The following is a 19,842-nucleotide window of genomic DNA, read 5'->3' on the forward strand; positions in this document are numbered from 1 at the left end:
CATCAGGCCGACAGCGACGGCCGTTCAAGGAGCATGTCCGCGAGGGCCCGTCGCGGCGTCCACGCCACCGGCTCGCCGTAGCCGAGCCGCAGCACGATCTGCGGCCATAGCCCGTCACCAAGCAAGTGCCGCAGCCGGATCCGGGTGGCGCGGACCTCGACCGGCTGGGAGATGAACGAGGCGTCGAGCCCGTGCATGGTCGCCGTCAGCAGCACCCGCTGCATCGCCTGGCCCGCGCGCACGCGGTCGGCGGGCGAATCACCGAAGGACCCGAGCACCACCACGAGCGGGGGAAAGGGTGTAGCGGCCGATGCGGCGCGATCCCCGAAGTCGCGCAGTACCCAGGTGTCGTCGGCCGCCGCGGTGCCGCCGGCGGTGAAGGGCACGCCGTCGCGGCTGGAGGGCGCTCGACCAGTCCACCGTCGCCACTCGGCGAGGAATGCCGGGTCGGCCGACTGCACGTGGTGGCTTTCGCGGACGAGGTCGTTGAGGCCGGCGAGCTGGTCTTCGTCGAGGCGCGGGAGCCACGCCGATTCCGTTTCGGCGGCGTGCCGGAGGAGCCCGACCAGGTCCGAAGGAACCGGTTTCGCCGCGAACGGCGCACGGTTGGTGTGCCGTCGAGGGATCGCCCGGGCCAGCGCAGCAGACCGGGAGTCGATCGACGCCGCGCTTCGCGGCCGGATTACGGCGAGCAGATCGGGGTCGCCGCGTCGGGGGAACAGCGTCGTGTCCGGGTGGACGCCGCGCGCACGGATCGCGATGCGCAAGTTGAACAACGCCGCGCCGCACGAGAGCAGGAGTTCACGCCGGTCTCCGTCGGCGACCGGGAGTACGCGGTCGGGATCCGCGTAAAGCTCGATTGCGTCGCGGTCGCTGGTGAACAACCAGGGCTGGGTGTTGTGCGTTGACGGCGCCAGCGTGGCGGCGCGCAGCACCGAGGTCACCTGCTCGGCGCTGAGCTGCCCGGCCGGAGCCACGTGAAGAGTCATCGGTCTCCAGAGCCGCGGGAAGCGGCACACTGTGTGGTGTGTTTGTCGAGGTCCAGCCTGTGCGCGACGCAGGCGGGGCCACAGAGGAAAAAGTCATTTCCTCCGCATTGTCGTCGATGGCGAGGAGGGCGCGATGTCGGCCAAGACGTCCGCAAGCGGCGACCGGAGGTTGTCCGAGACCCTGTCGCAGCTGAAGTTGCGGGAAACCCTGCGCGACCTACAGGACCGCATCGAGGTGCTGATCGGTACGCGGGACAAGATGGACGGCCTGCTCGACGCGGTCCTCGCGGTCGCATCGGGACTTGAGCTCGACACCACTTTGCGCCGGATCGTGCAGGCCGCAGTCGATCTGGGTGAGGCGCGCTACGGCGCGCTGGGCGTGGTTGGAGACGGCACCGGCCTCGCGGAGTTCGTCTACCTCGGCATCGACGCGGAGACGCGCGAGCGAATTGGGCACCTGCCTGAGGGACACGGCTTGTTGGGCCTGGTGATCGACGATGCGAAGCCGCTGCGGCTGGAGGAGATTTCGGGGCACCCCGCGTCGGTCGGTTTCCCCGTGAACCATCCGCCGATGCACTCGTTCCTGGGGGTTCCCGTCCGCGTGCGCGACGAGGTGTTCGGCAACCTGTACCTCACTGAGAAGCAGGGGGCGGAGGCGTTCACAGACGACGACGAGGCGATCGTCCAGGCCTTGGCCGCGGCGGCTGGAATCGCGATCGAGAACGCGCACCTTTACGAGCAGACGCGGATCCGCCAGCGGTGGCTCGGCGCGACCAGCGAGGTCACCACGGAGCTGCTGGGGGGAACCGATCCCGTCGACGCGCTGGACCTGATCGCGAGCAGGGCCCTTGAATTGACGTCGTCCGACGTGACGATGCTCGTGTTGCCCGGGGGCGGCCGACTCGACACCGATGATGACGCAGAGCCCGATGACCTCACGGTCACGGTGTGTGTAGGTGACCCCGCGGATCCGCTGACCGGCCTGCGTATCGACGTCGCCGGCACCGTGCCCGGTGCGGTGTTTCGGGACCGCACTCCCCGGCGCTTCTCCGAACTCCGGCTCGCGCCCAATCGCCAGTACGGTCCTGCGCTCGTGGTTCCGCTGCGCGCGGCGGACCGGACCTCCGGAGTGCTGATCGCGATGCGGGAACCCGGTGCGCCGGAGTTCGAAACGGCGCAGCTGCAGGTGGTGGCGTCGTTCGCCGACCAAGCCGCGCTGGCGCTGCAGCTGGCGGCGCAGCAGCGGGCGGCCCGGGAGCTTGATGTCCTGTCCGACCGCGACCGCATCGCGCGGGACCTGCACGATCACGTAATTCAGCGATTGTTCGCTGTCGGGCTGACGATGCAGAGCACGCGGCGGCGGGCGAAGGACCCGGACCTTCAGCGCCGGCTCCAGGAGAGCATCGACCAGATGCACGAGATCGTGCACGAGATCCGGACCGCGATCTTCGACCTGCACGGCGGGGAGGCGGGGGAGATCCGGCTGCGCCATCGGCTGCACGACGCCATCGCCGAACTCACCGACGACGCACCCCTGCACCCGACGGTGAGCATGTCGGGCACGCTCGACACCGTGCCGCCACAGCTGGCCGACCACGTCGAGGCGGTGGTGCGCGAGGCCGTGAGCAACGCCGTGCGCCATTCCGCCGCCACGACGCTCACCGTCGCAGTGGTGGTAAGGGAGGGAAAGGTCACGATTTCGGTGGTGGACGACGGAACCGGGCTGCCGGCGGAAGTCTCCGCCAGCGGCTTGGGCAATCTCCGGGAGCGCGCCGAGTCACTGGGCGGTACGTTCGCCCTCGACTCCCGGCCCGGGTGCGGGGTGCGGCTCGACTGGGCCGCTCCATTGCGTTGAGTCAGGCAGTCGTGGTGGGGACGAGCCGGCGTGCCGCTTCGGGGGTGACGACTACGACGGGGCAGCGGGAGTAGCGCACGCACTCACGCGAGACGCTGCCCAGCAGGAGCTGTTGCGTCCGTCCCGCACCGCGGGCACCGACGACAAGGAGGTTGGCATCAGTGGACGCGGTGATCAGCTCGGTGGCCGGATCGCCCTGTGGGGTCGAGATCATGACTTCGGCTTGTCCCGGGAACTCCGAGCGGATGCTCGCGATGTGTTCACGCGGTGAGTACTGGCCGGGCGGACGCCGGCCGTGCGGCTGGAGCGCCCACGCCGTACCGGGGAGGCGGACCTCAGCGGGCCGCACCGCCACCGCGTGCACGGAGTCGCCGGGCTGGGCGGCAACGCCGAGCACCCAGCGCAGTGCCGCGTCGCTTGAGGGAGAGCCGTCGAAGCCGACGACGATGAAGCGGCCGGTGGCCGGGGTCGCGGAACTCATCGGATTCGCCTTTCCTCGGGTACGGGTCGAGCGTCGGTGAACGGGGCGACCGGTGGCTAGGGACGTCCGCCGCCGGGGCGGGGACTTTGGGCCCCTGCGGGGGTAATCGGCCGCGGTGAGCATGGGATGCGCCGGAGTACCCGTCTCCGGGAGCAGGAGTGAAGATGACGACGACGCCGTCGACGGCGGCCTTGGCCGCTTCCGAAATCACGGTGCTCGCCCGTGCGGTGAGCCGGGCCCCGTCGGTCCACAACACGCAGCCGTGGCAGCTGCGTGTCCGCAAATCCGACGTCGACCTGGTCGAGCGCACTGCCCTCAGGCTGCCCGCACACGACCCGGAGGATCGCGACCGGTTTCTGTCCTGCGGCGCGGCGCTCGCGCACCTGCAGCTGGCGGCCCGCGTGCTCCGGCGGCGTGACACGACGTCGTTTCCGCCTGAGGGCGCGGTCGTGGCCACCGTTCACGCCGTCCCCGGGGCGAGCCCGGACTCCGCGGACCTCGCGCGCTACCACGCCATCGGGCGCCGCAGGAGCCACCGCCGGCGGTTCAGCGCCGCGGAAGTGTCCGAAATGGACTCAATGGCCGTGGCGGCGGCGGGTGCCGAGGCGGACGTCCAGGTGATCGAGCCCGGGCACCTCGACGCGCTGGGCGAGATGCTGGGCTTTGCCACGCGCGTGTTCCGCGCCGACCCGGCGTACCAACGCGAGCTGCACTCGTGGACCGCGCGCACGTTCGGCCTCCACGCACTGGGCGCCGAAGACGGTGTGCCCGAAGCGGCGCTGAGCGATGATGCCTTGCCGGCCGCGGGCCTCGTGCGGTGGGACACGCCGGTGCCCGACGACGCGCGGCTGACCGAATACCTCGAGGCGGAGCGGCTTCTGGTGTTCTGCACCGACGGGGACACCAGGCATCAGCACCTGGCCGCAGGCGCTGCTGTAGAACGGGCCTGGCTGGAAGCCGCCGCACGCGGTCTGGCGGGATCGGTACTCACCCAGCCGCTGCACCTGCGCGGCTTCCGCGAGCTGCTCGCCGAACGGCTCGACCTGCCCGGTGTGCCGCAGGCGATCTTCCGGTTCGGCCACCCGGCCGTGCCGGTGCCTCCGTCACCTCGACGTCCCCTCGCCGACCTGCTGCCGGACGACTTTCCCGGCCCGCGGACCGGACCCGACAACCCGACCCGGAGCACCTGATGAGCACCGCCTTCCCCTCCGCGGTCGAACAAGCGCTGGCGGCGGCAGTGCGTGCCCCGTCGCCGCACAACACCCAGCCGTGGCGATTCGTCGTGGACGGGCCGCGGATCGAGGTGTGGCTCGACCGGAGCCGGGTGCTGACCGTCGCCGATCCGGCCGGGCGTGAGGCTCGGCTGTCATGCGGTGCGGCCGTCTACAACCTCGTCCTCATGTTGCGGAGCAACGGGTACGGCACTGCGCTGCGGATCCTGCCTGATCCAGCCGTACATGATCTCCTGGCGGTGGTGCGGTTCGATGGGAACGTGCATCCGGCTCCCGCGGACCGGCGCCTGGCGGAGGCCATCTTCCGCCGGCACACCAACCGCCGCCCCTTTTCCACGCAGCCGGTCTCGACAGCGGCACGCGTCCGGCTCAGGTCAGCGGCGCTGGCCGAGGGTGGCCTGCTGGAATTCCTCGACAGCTCGAGCCGCTACTCGAAGGTGACCGCCCTCGTCCGGCGCGCGGAGGCCGATCAAGCCGTCGACACGGCGTTCCAAGCCGAGTCGGCCCAGTGGACCGGCCGGGAGCCGGAGAGCCCCGACGGCGTGCCGACGGTCGCGTTCGGACCACTGCCGGACTTGCCGGGTGCGCTGCCCCTGCGGGCCTCGCACCAGAATCCCGCCATCCCGTCGCGGTCGTTCGAACAAGACGCCTTGCTGGCCGTCGTCTTGACGCGTGATCACGGCTCGGCCGCGGACGTGCGTGCCGGTCTCGTTCTGCAGCGGGTCCTGCTGACCGCGACAGCCGATGGCCTGGCCATGTCCTTCGTCTCCCAGCCCTTCGAAACGAAGGCAGCCCGCGGGCCGCTGCTGGAACTCTTCCGCGCGATCGGGCAGCCGCACACCCTGTTGCGCGTCGGCCACGGCCTCCCAACCCGGATGACGGCGCGCAGGCCGGCAGCCGATGTGACGACGGTGCGCGCGACGCCGGACGCGCCAATAGGCGGGACGGCCTCAGGAGTTTCCGGTGGCGGGCACGGCACGGAGCACGTCTCGGAACGTCACCATGCCGACCAGGATTCCGTTGTCCACCACGGGTAATGCGCGCACGCCCGCCTCGGTCATGCGATGGGCGAGTTCGGTCGGATCAAGACCTCCTGGCACAGCCAAGCCGGGGGAGCGCATGACGGTCGCGACCGTGCGGTGGCGGCCCAGCATCGCGCCCGTGTCGGGATCACCGGTGGCCGTGGAGCCGCTGGGAAAGCCGGACTGCACGAGATCGACCTCGCTGACGAGCCCGACCAGTTTGGCGGCCTGGTCGACGACCGGGAGCGTGGTGAAGCCGTGTTCGGTCATCACACTTGCGGCCTCCGCGAGTGAGGCGGACGGGGTCACCGCGATCACCGGGGTGGTCATGATGTCGTGCGTCTGCATGGCGTCTCCGTTCTTCCTGATCCGACCCTGCCGGTCGCGTCGACGAGAGGCCAAGCGTCTTTGGCCCTCATCTGACGGGCAATGCGGTGGGGTGGCAGGGACCAGCGGCCCGCAGCCGCGGGTACAAGGCCTCTTCGACCTGGCCGGTGTGCGGCCCATGCTGGGGGCGAAACCCATTGCGCGGCAAGGAGAGGTGAGGGACATGAACACGTCGGCGAACCGCTTGCTGCGGTGGTGGCATCTACTCGTCCCCGGGCACGGCTCGGTGGCGCGGACCTCGGACCGGGTGCAAGCCGCCCTGGTGCTTGTGACGATCCTGGTGGCGCTGGCCGCGATCCCGTTCTCCGCGGCGGTCGGCTCGGCGGTCTATGCCGCGCAGAAGGAGCAGTCCGCCCGGGAGCTCGCCGAAAACCGGCCGGCGACCGCGACGCTCCTCGCAGATGGGCCGCCGGTCTCCGTCGGGGGCCGCAGCGGAGAAGTCGGCAGTCCGATGCCGACCGACGCCATGTGGTTTGGTCGCGATGGAGTGCGCCACCTCGGACAGGTGAACGCGAACGCAGGCACACACCGCGGCGACGTGATACCGATCTGGGTGAACAGCTCCGGGACCGTCGTCGCTCCGCCGACGTCTTCTGCGGGCGCGGTGGTCAACTCGGCAGCCGCCGCAGTCGGGCTGTATTTCGTCACGTGCTTGGCGCTGGCGGCGGCCTACGGGATCTCTGTGATTGTGCTGAACCGTCATCGCGCCAGGAAGTGGCAGCAGGAGTGGTACGCGGAATTGGCGAAGAAGGCGCATTCCTGAGCCGCTTTGCCTTGGTGCTGTGACTCACGCCGGGGCGGCGGCAACCCGGTTGCGTAGCCGGGCAGCGGCTCGTTCCGGAGAAACAGTGACCACCGGGATCCCCGTCACGAGCTCCAGCCCGGCGGCAATGCCGAGCCGCAGGAGCAGCTGAAGGGACCACGCGAGGAACGGTGCGTCCTCGAAGCCGCTCGGTGCGGTGCGGACGACCAGGTTGTAGGCAGGATCGCCGAACTCGGCCCGTGCGGCGGAGAGGACCGCGCGCAAGCAGCGAGCGAGCGCGTCGATGCTCGCACGGGGCGCCACTGCGAAGTCGGCGTGCGGCTCGTGGAGGGTGAACCGCACTTCACAGTCGGCGGCCGGCGCGAAAGGGCTGAACGCGACGACCTGCTCGTCGGCGTAGACGATTCTGGTGCCGGTGGTGAGTTCGGCCGTCAGTTCGTCGTTCGCGATACACCGGCCGGTCGAATCGTGGTGCTCGCGGGCGATCTCGAGCTCGCGGCGGGTGGCCGACGACAGCACGGGGAGGCCCGCTACCTGCGAGTGCGGGTGGGAAAGGGAGGTGCCTGCGGCCGGGCCGTAGTTGCGGAAGACGGCGACCTGGGCCGTGTCCGCCCGCAGCGCACGGTGCCGTGCCTGCCACGCGGACAGCACGTCGGCGACCTCGGGAACCGTAGCAGTTGCCGGATCCCAGTCGTGGCGCGGTGATTCGATCACGACTTCGTGCCGGTCGGAGAGCGCGAACCGGTTGCGTACCGCGCGCACACGCCAGCCGTCGCCGTCGGCGAGCCGCCAGGTCTCGGCGGGGGTGTCCTCGCTCGGCCCGGGGCAGAACGGGCAGCACGCGCGGGTCGGCAAGTGCGGCCGGGCGGCCCGGTCGGGCGCCAGGATCGACCACCCGTGGGTCTCTGCGTTACGGCGCAGTTCGCCTCCGTGCCAGGGCTTCGCAGTCATCGGTTCTTCCTCCCGGATGCGAGATACGCGGTGCGGCACGCCTGCGAGCAGAATCGGTGGAGCACCCCGTCTCGCAGTGCGGTGAAAGATTCGTCACCGGGCGTCGTCGACAGTCCGCAGATCGGGTCCCGGTGCCCGCTGCGTGTCATCAAGGCGCCGGGCTGGTCTCCGTGGGCTAGGCCGTCGAGCAGGGTCAGCTCATCGAGTACGAGGCGGGGCACGAGGAAGTGGCGGTGGACCCGTTCGTGGCCGGCAGCGGCCAGCGCGGCGGACCGCACGTGGTCAGTCAACAGCTCGGCCAGCGCTTTTGCGCAGCCTTCCGTCGAGTCGACCAGTACTCCGCCCGAATCGTCGGCGACTTGCAGTGGGATTCCGCCGGCCCGGCCCGCCACGACCGGTGTGTTCTTCCACAAAGCTTCGGAGACGACCAGGCCGAACCCCTCGCGGATGGACTTCTGCACCATCACCGCGGACGTGCGCTGGAAGGCGTTGACCTCGATGTTGCCGACGCCAGTGAGGTTCGTGAACACGTGGACGCCGCTGTCGGTCCGGGTCGCGTCGCTGATCGTGCGGTAGACCTCCCAGGCTTCCGGGTCGTCGAGCGCCATTGAACCGACCAGGGCGAGCTGTAAGTCCGGCACCTCGTCACGGACCAGCCGATACGCCTCGATCACGCCGAGCGGGTCCTTCCACGGGTCGAAACGAGAAACCTGCGTAATGAGCGGTTGCGCGGGCTCGATCCCGATCCAGTTCAGGACCGCGTGCGCGGTGCGTTCGTCGAGCGACATGTTCTTCGGGCTCAGCGGGTCGATCGCCGGAGGAATGACGTCGACGCGGTCACTGGACAGCGACGGAGGGACGAACTCTGCGAGCGTGAAGACCGTCGCGTCGTAGGGGGCGATGAACTTCTCCAGGTATCGCCACGCTTCGGGGTGCGGTTGCGAGGTGTCGATGTGGCAGCGCCAGATCCAGCGGGCCCGCGAATCGCTCGCGAAAGGACGCAGGGCAGCCGGTTGCGGATCGTGGACGAAGACGAAGTCCCACGACACGAAGTCAGGGTCCTCGCCGAGGTCGGCGGCGTTGCGACGGGTGGTCTCCTCGTAGACGGCTCGGTCGGTGGCGGTCAGCGGATCCGGTGCGCCTTGCAGGGCGTTGTGGAGTTTCTTGGTGGCGGCGAAGAAGGCCGGTTCGCCGTTGATGATCTGCCATTCCGTGTGCAGGCCGAGGTCGTTGTAGAGCGGGACGACTGACCGGAGGAGTTCCGACACGCCGCCGCCGTAGGGCGTGGCGCTCAGGTGCAGCACGCGTGCGCCACGCAGGCGTTCCGCCACGGAGACCAGCGAATCGAGGATCCATTCCGGTGCGACGGCGTGGTAGGCGTCGAGCGCTAAGTCACCGGTGTCAACGGTCTGCATCGGACGCACCTCTCGTCGCGGTTTCCACGGCACAGCCAACCGGTGGACGCGGTGACGCGGAAAGAGGCGAAAGCCCTCTGATGTCGCGCAGCGGTGATCATCGTCGTCGCGACGAGGGCCGTGTGACTCTCCGGACCCGGGCGAGACCGCTCGTAGCTTGGGGGTGCGGACGACTTCGCGGAGGTGGACAGGATGAACGCGCTGCGCACTGACCTCTACGAGATCCGGATGGCCGCGAGCTACCTGCTCCGCGGCATGACTGCGCCGGCCACGTTCAGCCTGTTCGTCCGCGACCTGCCCCGCGACCGGGGTTTCCTGATCGCGGCCGGGCTCGCGGATTGCCTCGCCCTTCTGCGCGACTTCCGGTTCGAGCCCGAGGAACTGGCGTATGTGGGACAGGAGCTCGGTTTCCCGGCGACCGACGTCGAGGCGCTGTCCCGGCTCCGGTTCACCGGCGACGTCCGCGCGGTCCCCGAAGGCCGGGCGGTCTTCGCTGGGGAGCCGCTGCTGGAGGTCACCGCACCGCTGCCGGAGGCGCAGCTGGTGGAGACGATGCTGCTGAACTCCGTGACGTTCGCGACTGCCGTGGCCACGAAGGCCGCCCGGTGCCGTCTTGCAGCTCCGCGCGCCGAACTGGTCGACTTCTCGGCGCGGCGCGCGCACGGGGGTGACGCGGCGCTGGCCGCGGCCCGGCTGACGGCGCTCGCCGGGTTCAGCCGCACCAGCAACGTCGAAGGGGCCGCTCGCGACGGCCTGCGCGCCGCCGGGACCGTTGCACACTCGTACATCCAGGCGTTCCGGTCCGAATCCGACGCTTTTCGCGCCTTCGTCGAAGACTTTCCGGCCGCACCGGTGCTCCTCGTCGACACCTATGACCCGGTCACGGGGATCGCCCGTGCAATCGAGGTGTTCCGCGAGTTCGGAGTTCAGCCCGCGGCCGCGGGAGTGCGGCTCGATTCCGGCGACCTCCTCGCGCTGCCGGAGATCGCACGCAGGATGCTGGATGAGGCCGGGTTCCGCGCGGCCCGCATCACGGCGAGTGGCGGACTGGACGAGTACGAGCTCGAACGGCTCACCAGTGCGGGGGCTCCGATTGACGTATACGGGCTGGGCACAGCGGTGGGCGTCTCGGCGGACGCGCCGACGCTGGACACCGTGTACAAGCTCGTCGGCTACGACGGCAGGCCGGTGATGAAGCTGTCGACCGGGAAGCGGACGCTCCCCGGCGCCAAGCAGGTCTACCGTGGTGCCGCGGGAGAACCGGACGTGCTCGCGACGACGGGCGAGCCGCCGTGCTCCGGCCGCGACGTGTTGCTGCTTCCGGTGATGCTGGGCGGCCGCAGCCTCGGACAGCCCAGCGTTTCCGGCTCGCGCCGCCGGTGCGAGCACGACCTCGCCTGGCTTCCGCCGCCGGCGCGGCGGCTGCGTCGCCCCGAGCCGGTCGGCGTGGTGCACTCGACCGCGCTGGCGAGCCTTGCCGCCGACGTGGCCGGACGCGTGGGCGAAGATCACGAGCACGCAGCCGCGGTGGCTCGATAGCGCCGATCACGGCAAGACGAGGTGACAGTGATGGACAGCAAGTCCGCCGGCCTGGTGGAACCGGGTGTTCCGGAAGCGTTGCCGTCGTCGATGACCTTGGTAAGCAGAAGCGAGGTATCCGGTGTCAGCACGGCTTCGGCGATCCCGAGCGCGGCGCTCGCGCCGGAGCCGGGCTTTCCTTGCGAGTCGCGGCGATTTCGGCACTCGATGGGTAGGGCCTGATCGAGCCCACGGCGGGCGTGACGCTGAACCTTCCGAGTGCTGAGCGCGGAAGTTCCTCGTGGGTGACGAGCTGACTTCGACGATGAAGGTCAAGCGGTCCCGGGTGCTCGAGAAGTACGCGGCCAAGGCAGCGGCGCTCGGCGCCTCGACGATCACGTGGTGACGATGCAGCTCACGGCTGCGAGGACGTTCGCTCCCGCATGCCGGCGTGGGTGATCAGTACCGGACAGGAAGCGTGGTGCACCAGTGCCTGAGCGGTGGAGCCGAGCAGCAAACCGGGGAACCCGCCGCGGCCGCGGCGACCCAGGACCACGAGCTGTGCGTGTGCGCTGCGTTCGAGCAGTTCGTGGCGGGGTCTGCCGGCCACCACAGTGTGCTCGACGTGAACGTCGGGATGGCGGCGACCCGGCTCCTCCAGGACCTCGTCCAGCGCGGTGGCCGTTTCGCCGACATCGGGGTCGCTCTTCGCGTGCAGCACCAGCAATGTCGCGCCGAGAGAGGCGGCTTCGGCGAACGCCGCCGCGACGACCGCGGCGGTGTCCGGGCCTCCGTCGATCCCGGCGACCACCGGGCCGCTTGCCGTGGGGGCGTCCCAGAGGTCTCCGCGGGCCACCACGACCGGACCAGGTGCGTGCGCGGCCAGCGCGGTCGCGACCGAGCCGGCGAGCAGCGCGCCGAACCGGCCGCGACCGTGGCCGACGACCACTGTCGTGGCCTCTCCGGCGAGGTCCAGCAACACCTGTGCCGGCCGGTCGGGGTCCAGGCGCTCCCGCACATCCGACGCTCCAGCGCCGCACGCCACTTCGTGCGCCGCGCGCAGGAGATGGCGGCCGTGCCGGCGAAGTAGGTCCTTGGTCTCGTCGGCGGGCGGGACATCGCTGCCGACCAGCAGGTCGGTGAACGCTGTGGCGTGGACCAGCTCGAGCGGCAGGTGGTGGCGGAGTGCGGCACGCGCGCCCCAGCGGACGGCATCGAGCGCCTCCGCCGAACCGTCGACTCCGGCGATGATCGGGACAGGACCGCCAAGTGGAAGATTCACAACTTGAGGGTAGGAAGCGGTGCCGGTACCACGCTGTGGCCGGAAGTCCCCGGTGGTGGGACTTCCGGCGTCAGTCCTCTTTCCGGCTACGCCGCTGCGCGTAGGCGGGGCCCCGTGCGATCGTCGCGCCGAGGACGATGCCGAAGACGAACCCGAAGTCATAAAGGTGGCCGTTGTTGTTCACCTCGTAGATCCCCACGTCGTCGTTGAACAGCGAGATCAGGAAGGTGATCGGGCAGATCAACCCGTGCCAGACCCCCAGCCAGAAGCCCGGGGCCGAGGCGGTCCCGGCGTCGGGGTTCGCACTGGCCGCACAGGACGTCAGCACCAGCGCACCGCCCAGCACGAGGATGGCCCCCGCAACCCACCTCTGGTGTTTCCGGATTCGAGTGCTCACCCCGCCACCGTGTCCGGCCAGGGTTTTACGCAGAAGAGCCGAACGTCCCCGGACGACGGGACCTGCGGACGTCGCGTGACCGCCGGGCGCCCGCCGATGCTGGGCCCGGTGTCCTTGATGGGAGGGGCGATGACCCAAAAAGCGTGGTCATGGCGAGTCCGTTCGCCGGGGTCTGTGGCGACCGGTCCCCTGAGCTGGGAACTCGGCGCTGTACCGGAACCCGCTCCGGGCGAACTGCTGGTGCGGATGCGCGTGTGCGGGGTGTGCCGGACGGACCTGCACGTGGCCGAGGGAGACTTGCCGGTGCATCGGGCCAAGGTGACACCGGGCCACGAAGTCGTCGGCGAAGTCGTGGCGCCGGGAGCCGGCGAAACGGGCGGGTTCGGGCCCGGTGATCGCGTCGGGATCGCCTGGCTGCGATCCACCTGCGGCCGCTGCCGGTTCTGCCTCACGGGCCGGGAGAACCTGTGCCCCGAATCGGCCTACACCGGCTGGGACGCAGACGGTGGGTACGCGCAGTACGCGCTGGTGCCGGCCGCCTTCGCACACCACCTGCCCGCCGGGTACCCCGACGCGGAACTGGCGCCGCTGCTGTGCGCCGGCGTGATCGGGTACCGCGCCCTCCGGAGGGCGGAGGTTCCGACCGGTGGTCGGCTGGGTCTCTACGGGTTCGGCGGCAGTGCGCACCTTGCCGCGCAGGTCGCGCTGGCCCGCGGCGCGACAGTCCATGTGCTGACGCGAAGCGCGGGCGCCCGGCGGCTGGCGCTCGAGCTCGGCGCGTCGTCGGCCGGGGGACCCACCGACCGCCCGCCGGAGCCACTGGACTCGGCGATCCTGTTCGCCCCCGCGGGCGAGATCGTCCCCGTTGCGCTGGAGGCGCTCGACCGCGGCGGCACGCTCGCGGTCGCCGGGATCCACCTGTCGGCCATCCCCGGACTGAACTACCAGCGCCACCTGTTCCAGGAACGCCAGGTCCGCAGCGTCACGGCAAACACCAGGGCTGACGCGCGCGAGTTCCTCCGCTTCGCCGGCGAGCACCACCTCCACGTCCGCACGGTGTCCTACGCGTTGGCTGACGCACCGCAGGCCCTGGCGGACCTGGCCGCGGACCGGGTCACCGGTGCCGCGGTGCTGCACGCGGACTGAGCCGGTCGACCATGGAACACACCTCCGCTCCACCGGATGGGCGGTCCCGGCCGTGGTGGCTGCGCGAGTCGGCACTACTTGTCGCCGTGGTCGCGTTGCTGCTCGCCGGTGGCATTCTCTGGTTTTCCGGGGTCGCCGGCGCCGGCGCATGCTGGGCTGCGGCGACCATCGTTGCGTTGGCACCCACGGCCTGGTGGGTCGCCCGAGACCTGCGGGCGCGGCGCTGGGGAGCCGACTCGCTGGCCGTGCTGGCGCTGGCGTCGACGCTCGCGGTGGGCGAGTTCCTCGCCGGCGCGGTGATCGCGGTGATGGTCGCGACCGGGCGGATGCTCGAGTCAGGGGCCCGGCGGCGAGCCGGGCGCGACCTCACGGCGCTGCTCGACCGCGCCCCGCGGGTCGCTCACGTGCGCGCCGGTTCGGAGCTCCGGTCCGTTCCGGTGGGCGACGTGCGGGAGGGCGACCAGGTCGTGGTGCTGCCCGGCGAGGTCGTCCCCGTCGACGGTCAACTTCCGGCGGGCGGGCTGTTCGACGAGTCCGCCCTCACCGGAGAACCTTTACCCGTCTCCCGCCCGGCAGACGACACCGTCCACAGCGGAGTGGTCAACGCCGGAGCCGCGGTAGAGGTCCGTGCGACGGCGAGCGCTCGTGACAGCACTTACGCCGGGGTCGTGCGGCTGGCCGAGACGGCCGCGGCGCACACGGCACCAGTCGCCCGCCTCGCCGACCGGGCCGCTGTGTGGTTCCTGCCCGCAGCCCTGACGCTCGCCGGCCTCGCCTGGCTGCTCACCGGCGTCGTCGACCGGGCGGTGGCGGTGCTGGTGACCGCAACTCCGTGTCCGCTGCTGCTGGCGGTGCCGATCGCCGTGACCGCGGGGATGTCGCGCGCGAGCCGGGCGGGCGTCGTGGTGAAGGATGGTGCCGCGCTGGAGTCGCTCGGGCGGGCGCGGGTACTGCTGCTGGACAAGACCGGCACGATCACCGTCGGACGCCCGGACGTCGTCGACGTGATCTGCGCGCCGGGCGTGGTGGCGGAGGAGGCGCTCCGGCTGGCCGCGAGTGTCGAGTTCTATTCCCCGCACGTCCTAGCGGCCGCGGTGGTCCGGGCCGCCGAAACCGCCGGCGTCGAGCGCCAGCCCGGTGGGGATGTCCGGGAAGAGCCGGGCACCGGCGTGTCCGGCCGGGTCGGGGGCCACGCTGTGCGTGTCGGCCGGTGGCCGGCAGCGCGGGCGGTGCCGGCCTGGGCGGAGAGTGCTGCGCGCCGCGGCCGGCTCGACCTCGCGACGGTGCTGTGGGTGGACCGTGACGGTGAACCGATTGCGGCGCTGCTGGCGAAGGACAGGGTCCGGCCCGACGCCGCTCGCACCATGCGTCGGCTGCGAGCCGCGGGCATCACGTCGATTCGTCTCCTCACCGGGGACCGGGTTGACAACGCGCGGGAGGTTGCCGCGCTCCTGGAACTCGACGACGTGCGGGCCGAGGCCACCCCGGGGGACAAGCTCGAAGTGGTCGCCGCGGCCCGTGCGACGGGGCTGACCGTGATGACCGGCGACGGGATCAACGACGCCCCCGCGCTCGCGGCCGCCGACGTGGGGGTGGCACTCGGGTCGCGGGGAGCAACCGCGGCGGCGCAGGCGGCCGACGCCGTGATCCTCGACGACCGGCTGGCTCGGCTCGCCGACGCTGCCGAGATCGCGCGCCGCTCGCGGCGCCTGGCCGTGCAGAGCGCACTCGCCGGAATCGGGTTGTCGTTCGTAGCGATGGTGGCCGCGGCTTTCGGTTTGCTTCCGCCAGTCTGGGGCGCGCTCGTGCAAGAGGCCATCGACGTCGCCGTCATCGTGAACGCCTTGCGAGCACTGAGGGTGCCCGGTGCTGCGGATCCAGCACCCGCCCGTCTGGTGCGGCGGTTCGAGACGGAGCACGAGCGGCTGCGTCCAGCGCTGGTGGCGATCCGGCAGGCCGCTGATGCGCTCGGCGGCCCAACCGCCGAGGCCGACCACGTCGTACGGCGGGCGCGTGACGTGCTGTTCCGGCAGATCCTGCCGCACGAAGCTGCCGAAGAGCACGAGCTGTATCCGGCGTTGGCGGGACCGCTCGGTGGCGTGGAGGGCACAGTGACGATGAGCCGCACTCACACCGAGATCGCCCGCCTCGCCCGCCGGCTCGACCGGCACCTGCAGGAGTCGCCGGAGATGATCCAGCCCGACCAGGTCGACGACCTCCGCGCGACGCTCTACGGCCTCGACGCGGTGCTGACCCTGCATTTTACGCAGGAGGAGGAAGCGTTCTTCACACTGCCCGTTTCGTGAGCGGTCAGGACTCGGCGGGCCGGCGTACGCGGGCCCCGAGCGCGGCGAGTTCGACCGCGCGTGCGAGGTCACCCGGCGCGACGACCCCGGCGAGTGCGCCGTGGTCGACGACGAGTACGAGGTTCTGTCCCGGCCGCAACGCAGTCCTGCCGAGCACTTCCGTCAGAGGCGTTTCCGGTGGTCCGGTGAAGCATGCCGGGGGCTTCGTGCACACCGCCTCGAGCCGGGTGGACGTGCGGGTGGTTTCCGGCACGCGGGCTAGCTGCCCGAGGCTGACGACCCCGACCGGCTGTCCGTCGAAGGACACCACGGGAAAGGTGCGGAAGGGTAGCTCCGCCGCGAGATCGAGGAAACCCTGCACCGTGTACCAGCCGGGAGCGGTCACGGGGGAAGTTGTCATGACGTCGGCCAGCCGGATCCGGGAGAGCGCTTCCCGTAGCGGCGCCGCGACGAGTTCGTTGCGTGCCGCGAACATCAGGAACCAGCCGATGACCACGAGCCACAGTCCTTCGAACGAACCCGTCACCAGGAACACCCACATCCCGCCGCCGACGAGAACGGCCGCCAGGAGCTGCCCGCCCCGGCCGGCGATTTGTCGTGCCCGGCCACGATCGCCGGTGACCTTCCAAGCGACGGCTTCGGTGATACGGCCGCCGTCAAGCGGCGTACCCGGTAGCAAATTGAAAACCGCGAGGACTGCGTTAGTCCAGCCGAGCCAGGTGAGAGCGACTTCGACCACCGGCGGCAAGGCTCCCGCCGCGAGTACGGCCATACCCAGGAAAACACCGGCGAGGGCCACGCTCGCGGCCGGGCCGGCTGCGGCCACGAGCAGCGCGGCCCGGGGCGTCCGCGGTTCCTCGGGAAGCTCGGCTGCGCCGCCCAGCAGCCAGAGCGTGATGCGCTCGGCTTTCAGGCCGCACCGCCTCGCGGTGAAGGCGTGACAGAGCTCGTGCACGAGCAGGGACGCGAGGAACACGACCGCGCACACGGCCGCGGCCGACCAGCACAGCGGTGGCGGCGTGCCCGGCGCACCGGCTGGGAACACGTTCGTCGCAAGCAGATACGCCAGCAGCCCCGCGATGATCAGCACGGACCAGTGGGCACCGATCCGGATGCCGGCGATGCGGCCGAGTGGGAACGTCGCGGGTGTCATCACCCGATCCTGCGGCGAACGCCGCCACACGGGCAGGGTCGCACCACCTCGTCGTGAAGGACCAAAGACACCGAGCCTGCGGACATCCGGATGCAGTGCCGGGGCAGGCGACCTCCTACCGTCGGCGCAACGCCACACGCAGCCCAAGGCCAGGAGGCACCCCATGGACGAGAAGGAAAAGGCGCGGATCGAGGGAGAAGCGCGCCGTGACGTCGCCGAGCGCGGCCGGCGCAGCACGGCGATCCGCCGCTACCTGCAGACTGCCGAGCGGCGCGCAATCGACGAGTACGAGAAGGACGTGGTGCCGGAGCCGGCGCCCGAGCCCGGAGCATGACGGGGCGAACTCGAGCAGGTTCCCGACGTCGGGGCGGGAACCTGCTCGACCGGTGAGTTCAGTCTGTGCGGCTGTAAGCGGCGAGGCTGCGTTCGCGCGCATCTTGGGAGATCGTGCGCAGGAGCGTCGCATGAGCGGCCTGAGTGAACGGGTAGGCGACCCGCCAGTACCGGCGGAACTTCAGCCAGCTCTCCGGGTCGGTCAGCTGCACGCGGGTGTCGATCGTCAGCAGACTGCGGTGGGCACCATACGGTCGGACCCCGAAGGTGATCACGAGCTTCCCGTACCCCGGTTCGGCGAAGTCCGCGAAGTCCTCGGGCTCGACGCGCCGCCAGGCGATGACGGGACGCCAGAACTTGCCTGCCACGCCGACGGCGAACTCGGTGCCGGGGTGCTCGCCGAGCAAGGCCCAATCCGATCCGCTGTCGAGATCGTCGACGGTCAGGCGGGTCGGCTGTCGTGGCGGACCGTGCCGGCGGTCGCGCCAGCGCGCGGGCAGCTCGCGTAGCCGTTCGGCCGTCGTGAAAAGGCCACTGTGGATGTCAGTCAGGTCGAGGTTGCGAGCCGCGGCATAGGTTTCCTTGATCGGTGCGTCGACGATGGTGTGGCGCACGAGCGTGAACTGCGGGTGCGGGGCGAAGCCGTCACCGAGCAGTTCGGGTACTTGCGGCTGGTCCTGGGTCATGGTGCCTCCTGCGGACTGGCTTGGGGTTCCAGACTGGAGCGGTGTTTCCCGTGTCCGCTAGGAGCGGAAGGTGGGGCCGGAGCCGATTTCGTCACCACCCGAGGGGACTTCCTGCTCTCCCGTGCCGAGGGCACGAGCGGGCACCGGGGGTGTTCTCGACCGAAAGGCGTTCCGCCATGAGGATTCTCGTCGCGGTGGCGACCCGGCACGGGGCCACCAGGGAGATCGCCGAGCAGATTGCCGCCCCGGCCACGATGACGCTCGAGCAAACAGGTGTCGCGGCGCAGGCCGAGGTGCTTGACGCCGAGCACATTACGTCATTCACGGGGTATGACGCGGCACTGCTCGGCAGTGCCGTCTACCTCGGGCATTGGCTCGACAGCGCCCGGGGGCTCGTGCGCGAGCACCAGGACGAGTTGCGACGGACCCCGGGTGGCTCTTCTCGAGCGGGCCGGTGGGACAGCAGGCGCGCGCTGGTGAAGACCCCGTCGACGTTTCCGACGTCCTGGTCGCCACCGCGGCCCGCGAGCACCGGCTGTTCGGCGGCCGAATCGAACGGGCGCGGCTGCGCTTCCCCGAGCGGGCGGTGGTCACCGCCCTGCGGGTGAAGGACGGGGACAACCGCGATTGGCCGGTGATCCGCGCCTGGGCCCGGGCCATCGCCAGTGAACTGGCCGCGGTGCCCGCGGGTGAGCAGCGCGAGCGGTGATTGCGCCGTATCCGGTCCGGGTCGAGGCGGAGCTGGAAATGCCGCTGTCCCGCTGGCTGCGGCTCGTGAAGTGGATGTTGCTCATCCCGCACGTCATCGTGCTGGCGTTCCTGTGGCCGGCCTACCTCGTAGTGGCAATCATCGCGTTCTTCGCCGTCCTGATCACCGCGCGGTACCCGCGGTCGCCTTTCGAGTTCACGGTGGGCGTTCTGCGCTGGGGCTGGCGAGTGCACTACTACGGCTACGCTGCACTCGGTACGGACCGGTATCCGCCGTTCACCCTCGGCGACGTGCCGGAGTACCCAACTCGCCTGCGCGTCGAACCCCGAACGGCTTTCGCGCGGGCTCGTGCTCGTCAAGTGGTGGCCGCTCGTCATCCCGCACGCGATCGTCGTGAGCCTGTTCATCGGTGGCGGCAATTGGTTCGCGGGGCGTACCGGCGCGAACGATGACGACTGGGCCGCCGTCGGCCTGCTCGGAATCCTGGTGTTCGTAGCCGCCGGCGTCCTCCTGTTCACCGGCTCGCATCCCCGGCAGATCTTCGACTTTGTGCTCGGGATGGATCGGTGGGCGCTACGCGTCGCCGCGTACGTCGCTCTTCTGACCGACGAGTACCCGCCGTTCCGGTTGGACCCCGGCGGTGCCGAGCCGGCGCGGGTGCCCGCCGCTGCCGGTTAGCTCGTCGGGGACCTTCGTCCTTCGCCTTCGGGCAGTCCGGCCGCGTCGCCGATGCGGTGCACAAGAGTTCCCTGGCCGTGAAACCGAAAACGAGGAGAGGAGTGAGCATGACTGGACTGCTGCCGGGTTCCCGGATGGCGCTGCCGAGCATTGCCGCCTGGCTGGACCACCCTTGGCCGTTCGCCGAGCACAACCCGGTACGGATCGAGGAGTCCACCGAGGAGGGAAAGTACACCATTCGCGCGGAACTGCCGGGGTTCGAGCCGGACAAACACATCTCGGTGACGACGCACGACGGAATGCTGACCATCGAGGCGGAGCGCGAGGCGAAGGAGACCCACGGGGGGCACAGCGAGTTCTACTACGGGAAGTTCAGCCGGACCGTGCCGCTCCCGGCGGGGGCGGAGACTACGAAGGTGAACGCCACGTACGCCCACGGCATCCTCGAGATCACCATGCCGCTGGCCGCGCAGCCGCACGAGAAGCAGATCAAGATCCACGTCGACAAGGCTTGAGGGCCGCGCGTGGTGGGCGTGGTC

The 19,842-nt window shown here is 70.5% G+C and carries 19 protein-coding genes and 2 pseudogenes; 12 read left to right on the plus strand and 9 right to left on the minus strand.

Features of this window, described 5'->3' with window-relative positions:
* Window positions 1-2: 2 nt before the first annotated feature.
* A complete protein-coding gene (locus tag AB0K15_RS38995; RefSeq protein ID WP_364062707.1) occupies window positions 3-989 on the minus strand; it encodes a hypothetical protein in 987 nt (328 codons plus the stop codon).
* Window positions 990-1,122: 133 nt separating this feature from the next.
* Here AB0K15_RS38995 and AB0K15_RS39000 point away from each other — a divergent pair, with 133 nt between their 5' ends.
* Window positions 1,123-2,844 (plus strand): GAF domain-containing sensor histidine kinase, encoded by a 1,722-nt coding sequence (locus AB0K15_RS39000; protein WP_364062709.1) that lies wholly within the window; start codon window positions 1,123-1,125, stop codon window positions 2,842-2,844.
* Between the two features lies 1 nt (window position 2,845).
* Here the strand turns inward: AB0K15_RS39000 and AB0K15_RS39005 are convergent, their stop codons facing one another.
* The gene (locus tag AB0K15_RS39005) at window positions 2,846-3,325 is read right to left on the minus strand and encodes a universal stress protein (protein ID WP_364062712.1); all 480 of its coding nucleotides are present in this window, start codon (window positions 3,323-3,325) and stop codon (window positions 2,846-2,848) included.
* A 164-nt stretch (window positions 3,326-3,489) separates the two neighbouring features.
* Between AB0K15_RS39005 and AB0K15_RS39010 the strand changes: the two genes are divergently transcribed.
* Window positions 3,490-4,515 carry a nitroreductase family protein gene (locus tag AB0K15_RS39010; RefSeq protein WP_364062715.1) on the plus strand — a complete coding sequence of 342 codons (1,026 nt, stop codon included), beginning with the start codon at window positions 3,490-3,492 and terminating at the stop codon, window positions 4,513-4,515.
* A 134-nt stretch (window positions 4,516-4,649) separates the two neighbouring features.
* Entirely contained in the window at window positions 4,650-5,594 is a 945-nt protein-coding gene (locus AB0K15_RS39015) for a hypothetical protein (protein ID WP_364062718.1), read from the plus strand.
* Here the strand turns inward: AB0K15_RS39015 and AB0K15_RS39020 are convergent.
* Window positions 5,508-5,927: a CBS domain-containing protein gene (locus AB0K15_RS39020; RefSeq protein WP_364062721.1), complete on the minus strand. Its 420-nt coding sequence runs from the start codon at window positions 5,925-5,927 to the stop codon at window positions 5,508-5,510. The two genes, AB0K15_RS39015 and AB0K15_RS39020, sit on opposite strands and share 87 nt — an antisense overlap.
* Window positions 5,928-6,129: 202 nt before the next feature.
* On the opposite strand from AB0K15_RS39020, the gene AB0K15_RS39025 reads away from it, so the two are divergent.
* Window positions 6,130-6,729, plus strand: coding sequence for a hypothetical protein (locus AB0K15_RS39025; protein ID WP_364062724.1), 600 nt, complete (start codon window positions 6,130-6,132; stop codon window positions 6,727-6,729).
* Between the two features lie 24 nt (window positions 6,730-6,753).
* On the opposite strand, the gene AB0K15_RS39030 is transcribed toward AB0K15_RS39025, so the two are convergent.
* Together AB0K15_RS39030 and AB0K15_RS39035 are read right to left on the minus strand one after the other, a co-directional pair.
* Entirely contained in the window at window positions 6,754-7,680 is a 927-nt protein-coding gene (locus AB0K15_RS39030) for a galactose-1-phosphate uridylyltransferase (RefSeq protein WP_364062727.1), read from the minus strand.
* On the minus strand, window positions 7,677-9,128 hold the full coding sequence (locus tag AB0K15_RS39035; protein WP_364062871.1) for a glycosyltransferase: 1,452 nt from the start codon (window positions 9,126-9,128) through the stop codon (window positions 7,677-7,679). The genes AB0K15_RS39030 and AB0K15_RS39035 overlap by 4 nt, the downstream gene beginning before the upstream one ends.
* A gap of 159 nt (window positions 9,129-9,287) precedes the next feature.
* Between AB0K15_RS39035 and AB0K15_RS39040 the strand changes: the two genes are divergently transcribed.
* Entirely contained in the window at window positions 9,288-10,634 is a 1,347-nt protein-coding gene (locus tag AB0K15_RS39040; protein ID WP_364062730.1) for a nicotinate phosphoribosyltransferase, read from the plus strand.
* Between the two features lie 394 nt (window positions 10,635-11,028).
* Here AB0K15_RS39040 and AB0K15_RS39045 read toward each other — a convergent pair whose 3' ends face one another.
* Together AB0K15_RS39045 and AB0K15_RS39050 are read right to left on the minus strand one after the other, a co-directional pair.
* Window positions 11,029-11,895, minus strand: a complete 867-nt coding sequence (locus AB0K15_RS39045) for a universal stress protein (protein WP_364062733.1) — start codon at window positions 11,893-11,895, stop codon at window positions 11,029-11,031.
* Between the two features lie 70 nt (window positions 11,896-11,965).
* Window positions 11,966-12,292 (minus strand): hypothetical protein, encoded by a 327-nt coding sequence (locus AB0K15_RS39050; RefSeq protein ID WP_364062736.1) that lies wholly within the window; start codon window positions 12,290-12,292, stop codon window positions 11,966-11,968.
* 129 nt (window positions 12,293-12,421) lie between these two features.
* Here AB0K15_RS39050 and AB0K15_RS39055 point away from each other — a divergent pair, with 129 nt between their 5' ends.
* Both AB0K15_RS39055 and AB0K15_RS39060 read left to right on the plus strand, forming a co-directional pair.
* Complete coding sequence (locus tag AB0K15_RS39055; RefSeq protein ID WP_364062739.1) at window positions 12,422-13,438, plus strand: zinc-binding alcohol dehydrogenase family protein; 1,017 nt, start codon at window positions 12,422-12,424, stop codon at window positions 13,436-13,438.
* 11 nt (window positions 13,439-13,449) lie between these two features.
* Window positions 13,450-15,744, plus strand: a complete 2,295-nt coding sequence (locus AB0K15_RS39060; protein ID WP_364062742.1) for a heavy metal translocating P-type ATPase — start codon at window positions 13,450-13,452, stop codon at window positions 15,742-15,744.
* A gap of 4 nt (window positions 15,745-15,748) precedes the next feature.
* Here the strand turns inward: AB0K15_RS39060 and AB0K15_RS39065 are convergent, their stop codons facing one another.
* The gene (locus AB0K15_RS39065; protein WP_364062745.1) at window positions 15,749-17,062 is read right to left on the minus strand and encodes a site-2 protease family protein; all 1,314 of its coding nucleotides are present in this window, start codon (window positions 17,060-17,062) and stop codon (window positions 15,749-15,751) included.
* On the opposite strand from AB0K15_RS39065, the gene AB0K15_RS39070 reads away from it, so the two are divergent.
* A complete protein-coding gene (locus AB0K15_RS39070) occupies window positions 17,061-17,231 on the plus strand; it encodes a hypothetical protein (RefSeq protein ID WP_364062748.1) in 171 nt (56 codons plus the stop codon). The genes AB0K15_RS39065 and AB0K15_RS39070 overlap by 2 nt on opposite strands.
* A gap of 58 nt (window positions 17,232-17,289) precedes the next feature.
* Here the strand turns inward: AB0K15_RS39070 and AB0K15_RS39075 are convergent, their stop codons facing one another.
* Window positions 17,290-17,916, minus strand: coding sequence for a hypothetical protein (locus AB0K15_RS39075; RefSeq protein WP_364062751.1), 627 nt, complete (start codon window positions 17,914-17,916; stop codon window positions 17,290-17,292).
* Between the two features lie 176 nt (window positions 17,917-18,092).
* Between AB0K15_RS39075 and AB0K15_RS39080 the strand changes: the two are divergent.
* From AB0K15_RS39080 to AB0K15_RS39095, 4 genes and pseudogenes are all read left to right on the plus strand, one after another.
* Window positions 18,093-18,287 (plus strand): annotated as a pseudogene (locus tag AB0K15_RS39080) (flavodoxin domain-containing protein); the annotation flags it as partial.
* Between the two features lie 83 nt (window positions 18,288-18,370).
* On the plus strand, window positions 18,371-18,625 hold the full coding sequence (locus tag AB0K15_RS39085; protein WP_364062886.1) for a hypothetical protein: 255 nt from the start codon (window positions 18,371-18,373) through the stop codon (window positions 18,623-18,625).
* Between the two features lie 38 nt (window positions 18,626-18,663).
* Window positions 18,664-19,276: pseudogene (locus tag AB0K15_RS39090) on the plus strand (DUF4389 domain-containing protein); the annotation flags it as partial.
* A gap of 134 nt (window positions 19,277-19,410) precedes the next feature.
* On the plus strand, window positions 19,411-19,818 hold the full coding sequence (locus AB0K15_RS39095; protein WP_364062754.1) for an Hsp20/alpha crystallin family protein: 408 nt from the start codon (window positions 19,411-19,413) through the stop codon (window positions 19,816-19,818).
* The last annotated feature ends 24 nt before the right edge of the window (window positions 19,819-19,842 follow it).

It is taken from the genome of Amycolatopsis sp. NPDC049253 (assembly GCF_040678995.1).
Lineage (GTDB): Bacteria > Actinomycetota > Actinomycetes > Mycobacteriales > Pseudonocardiaceae > Amycolatopsis.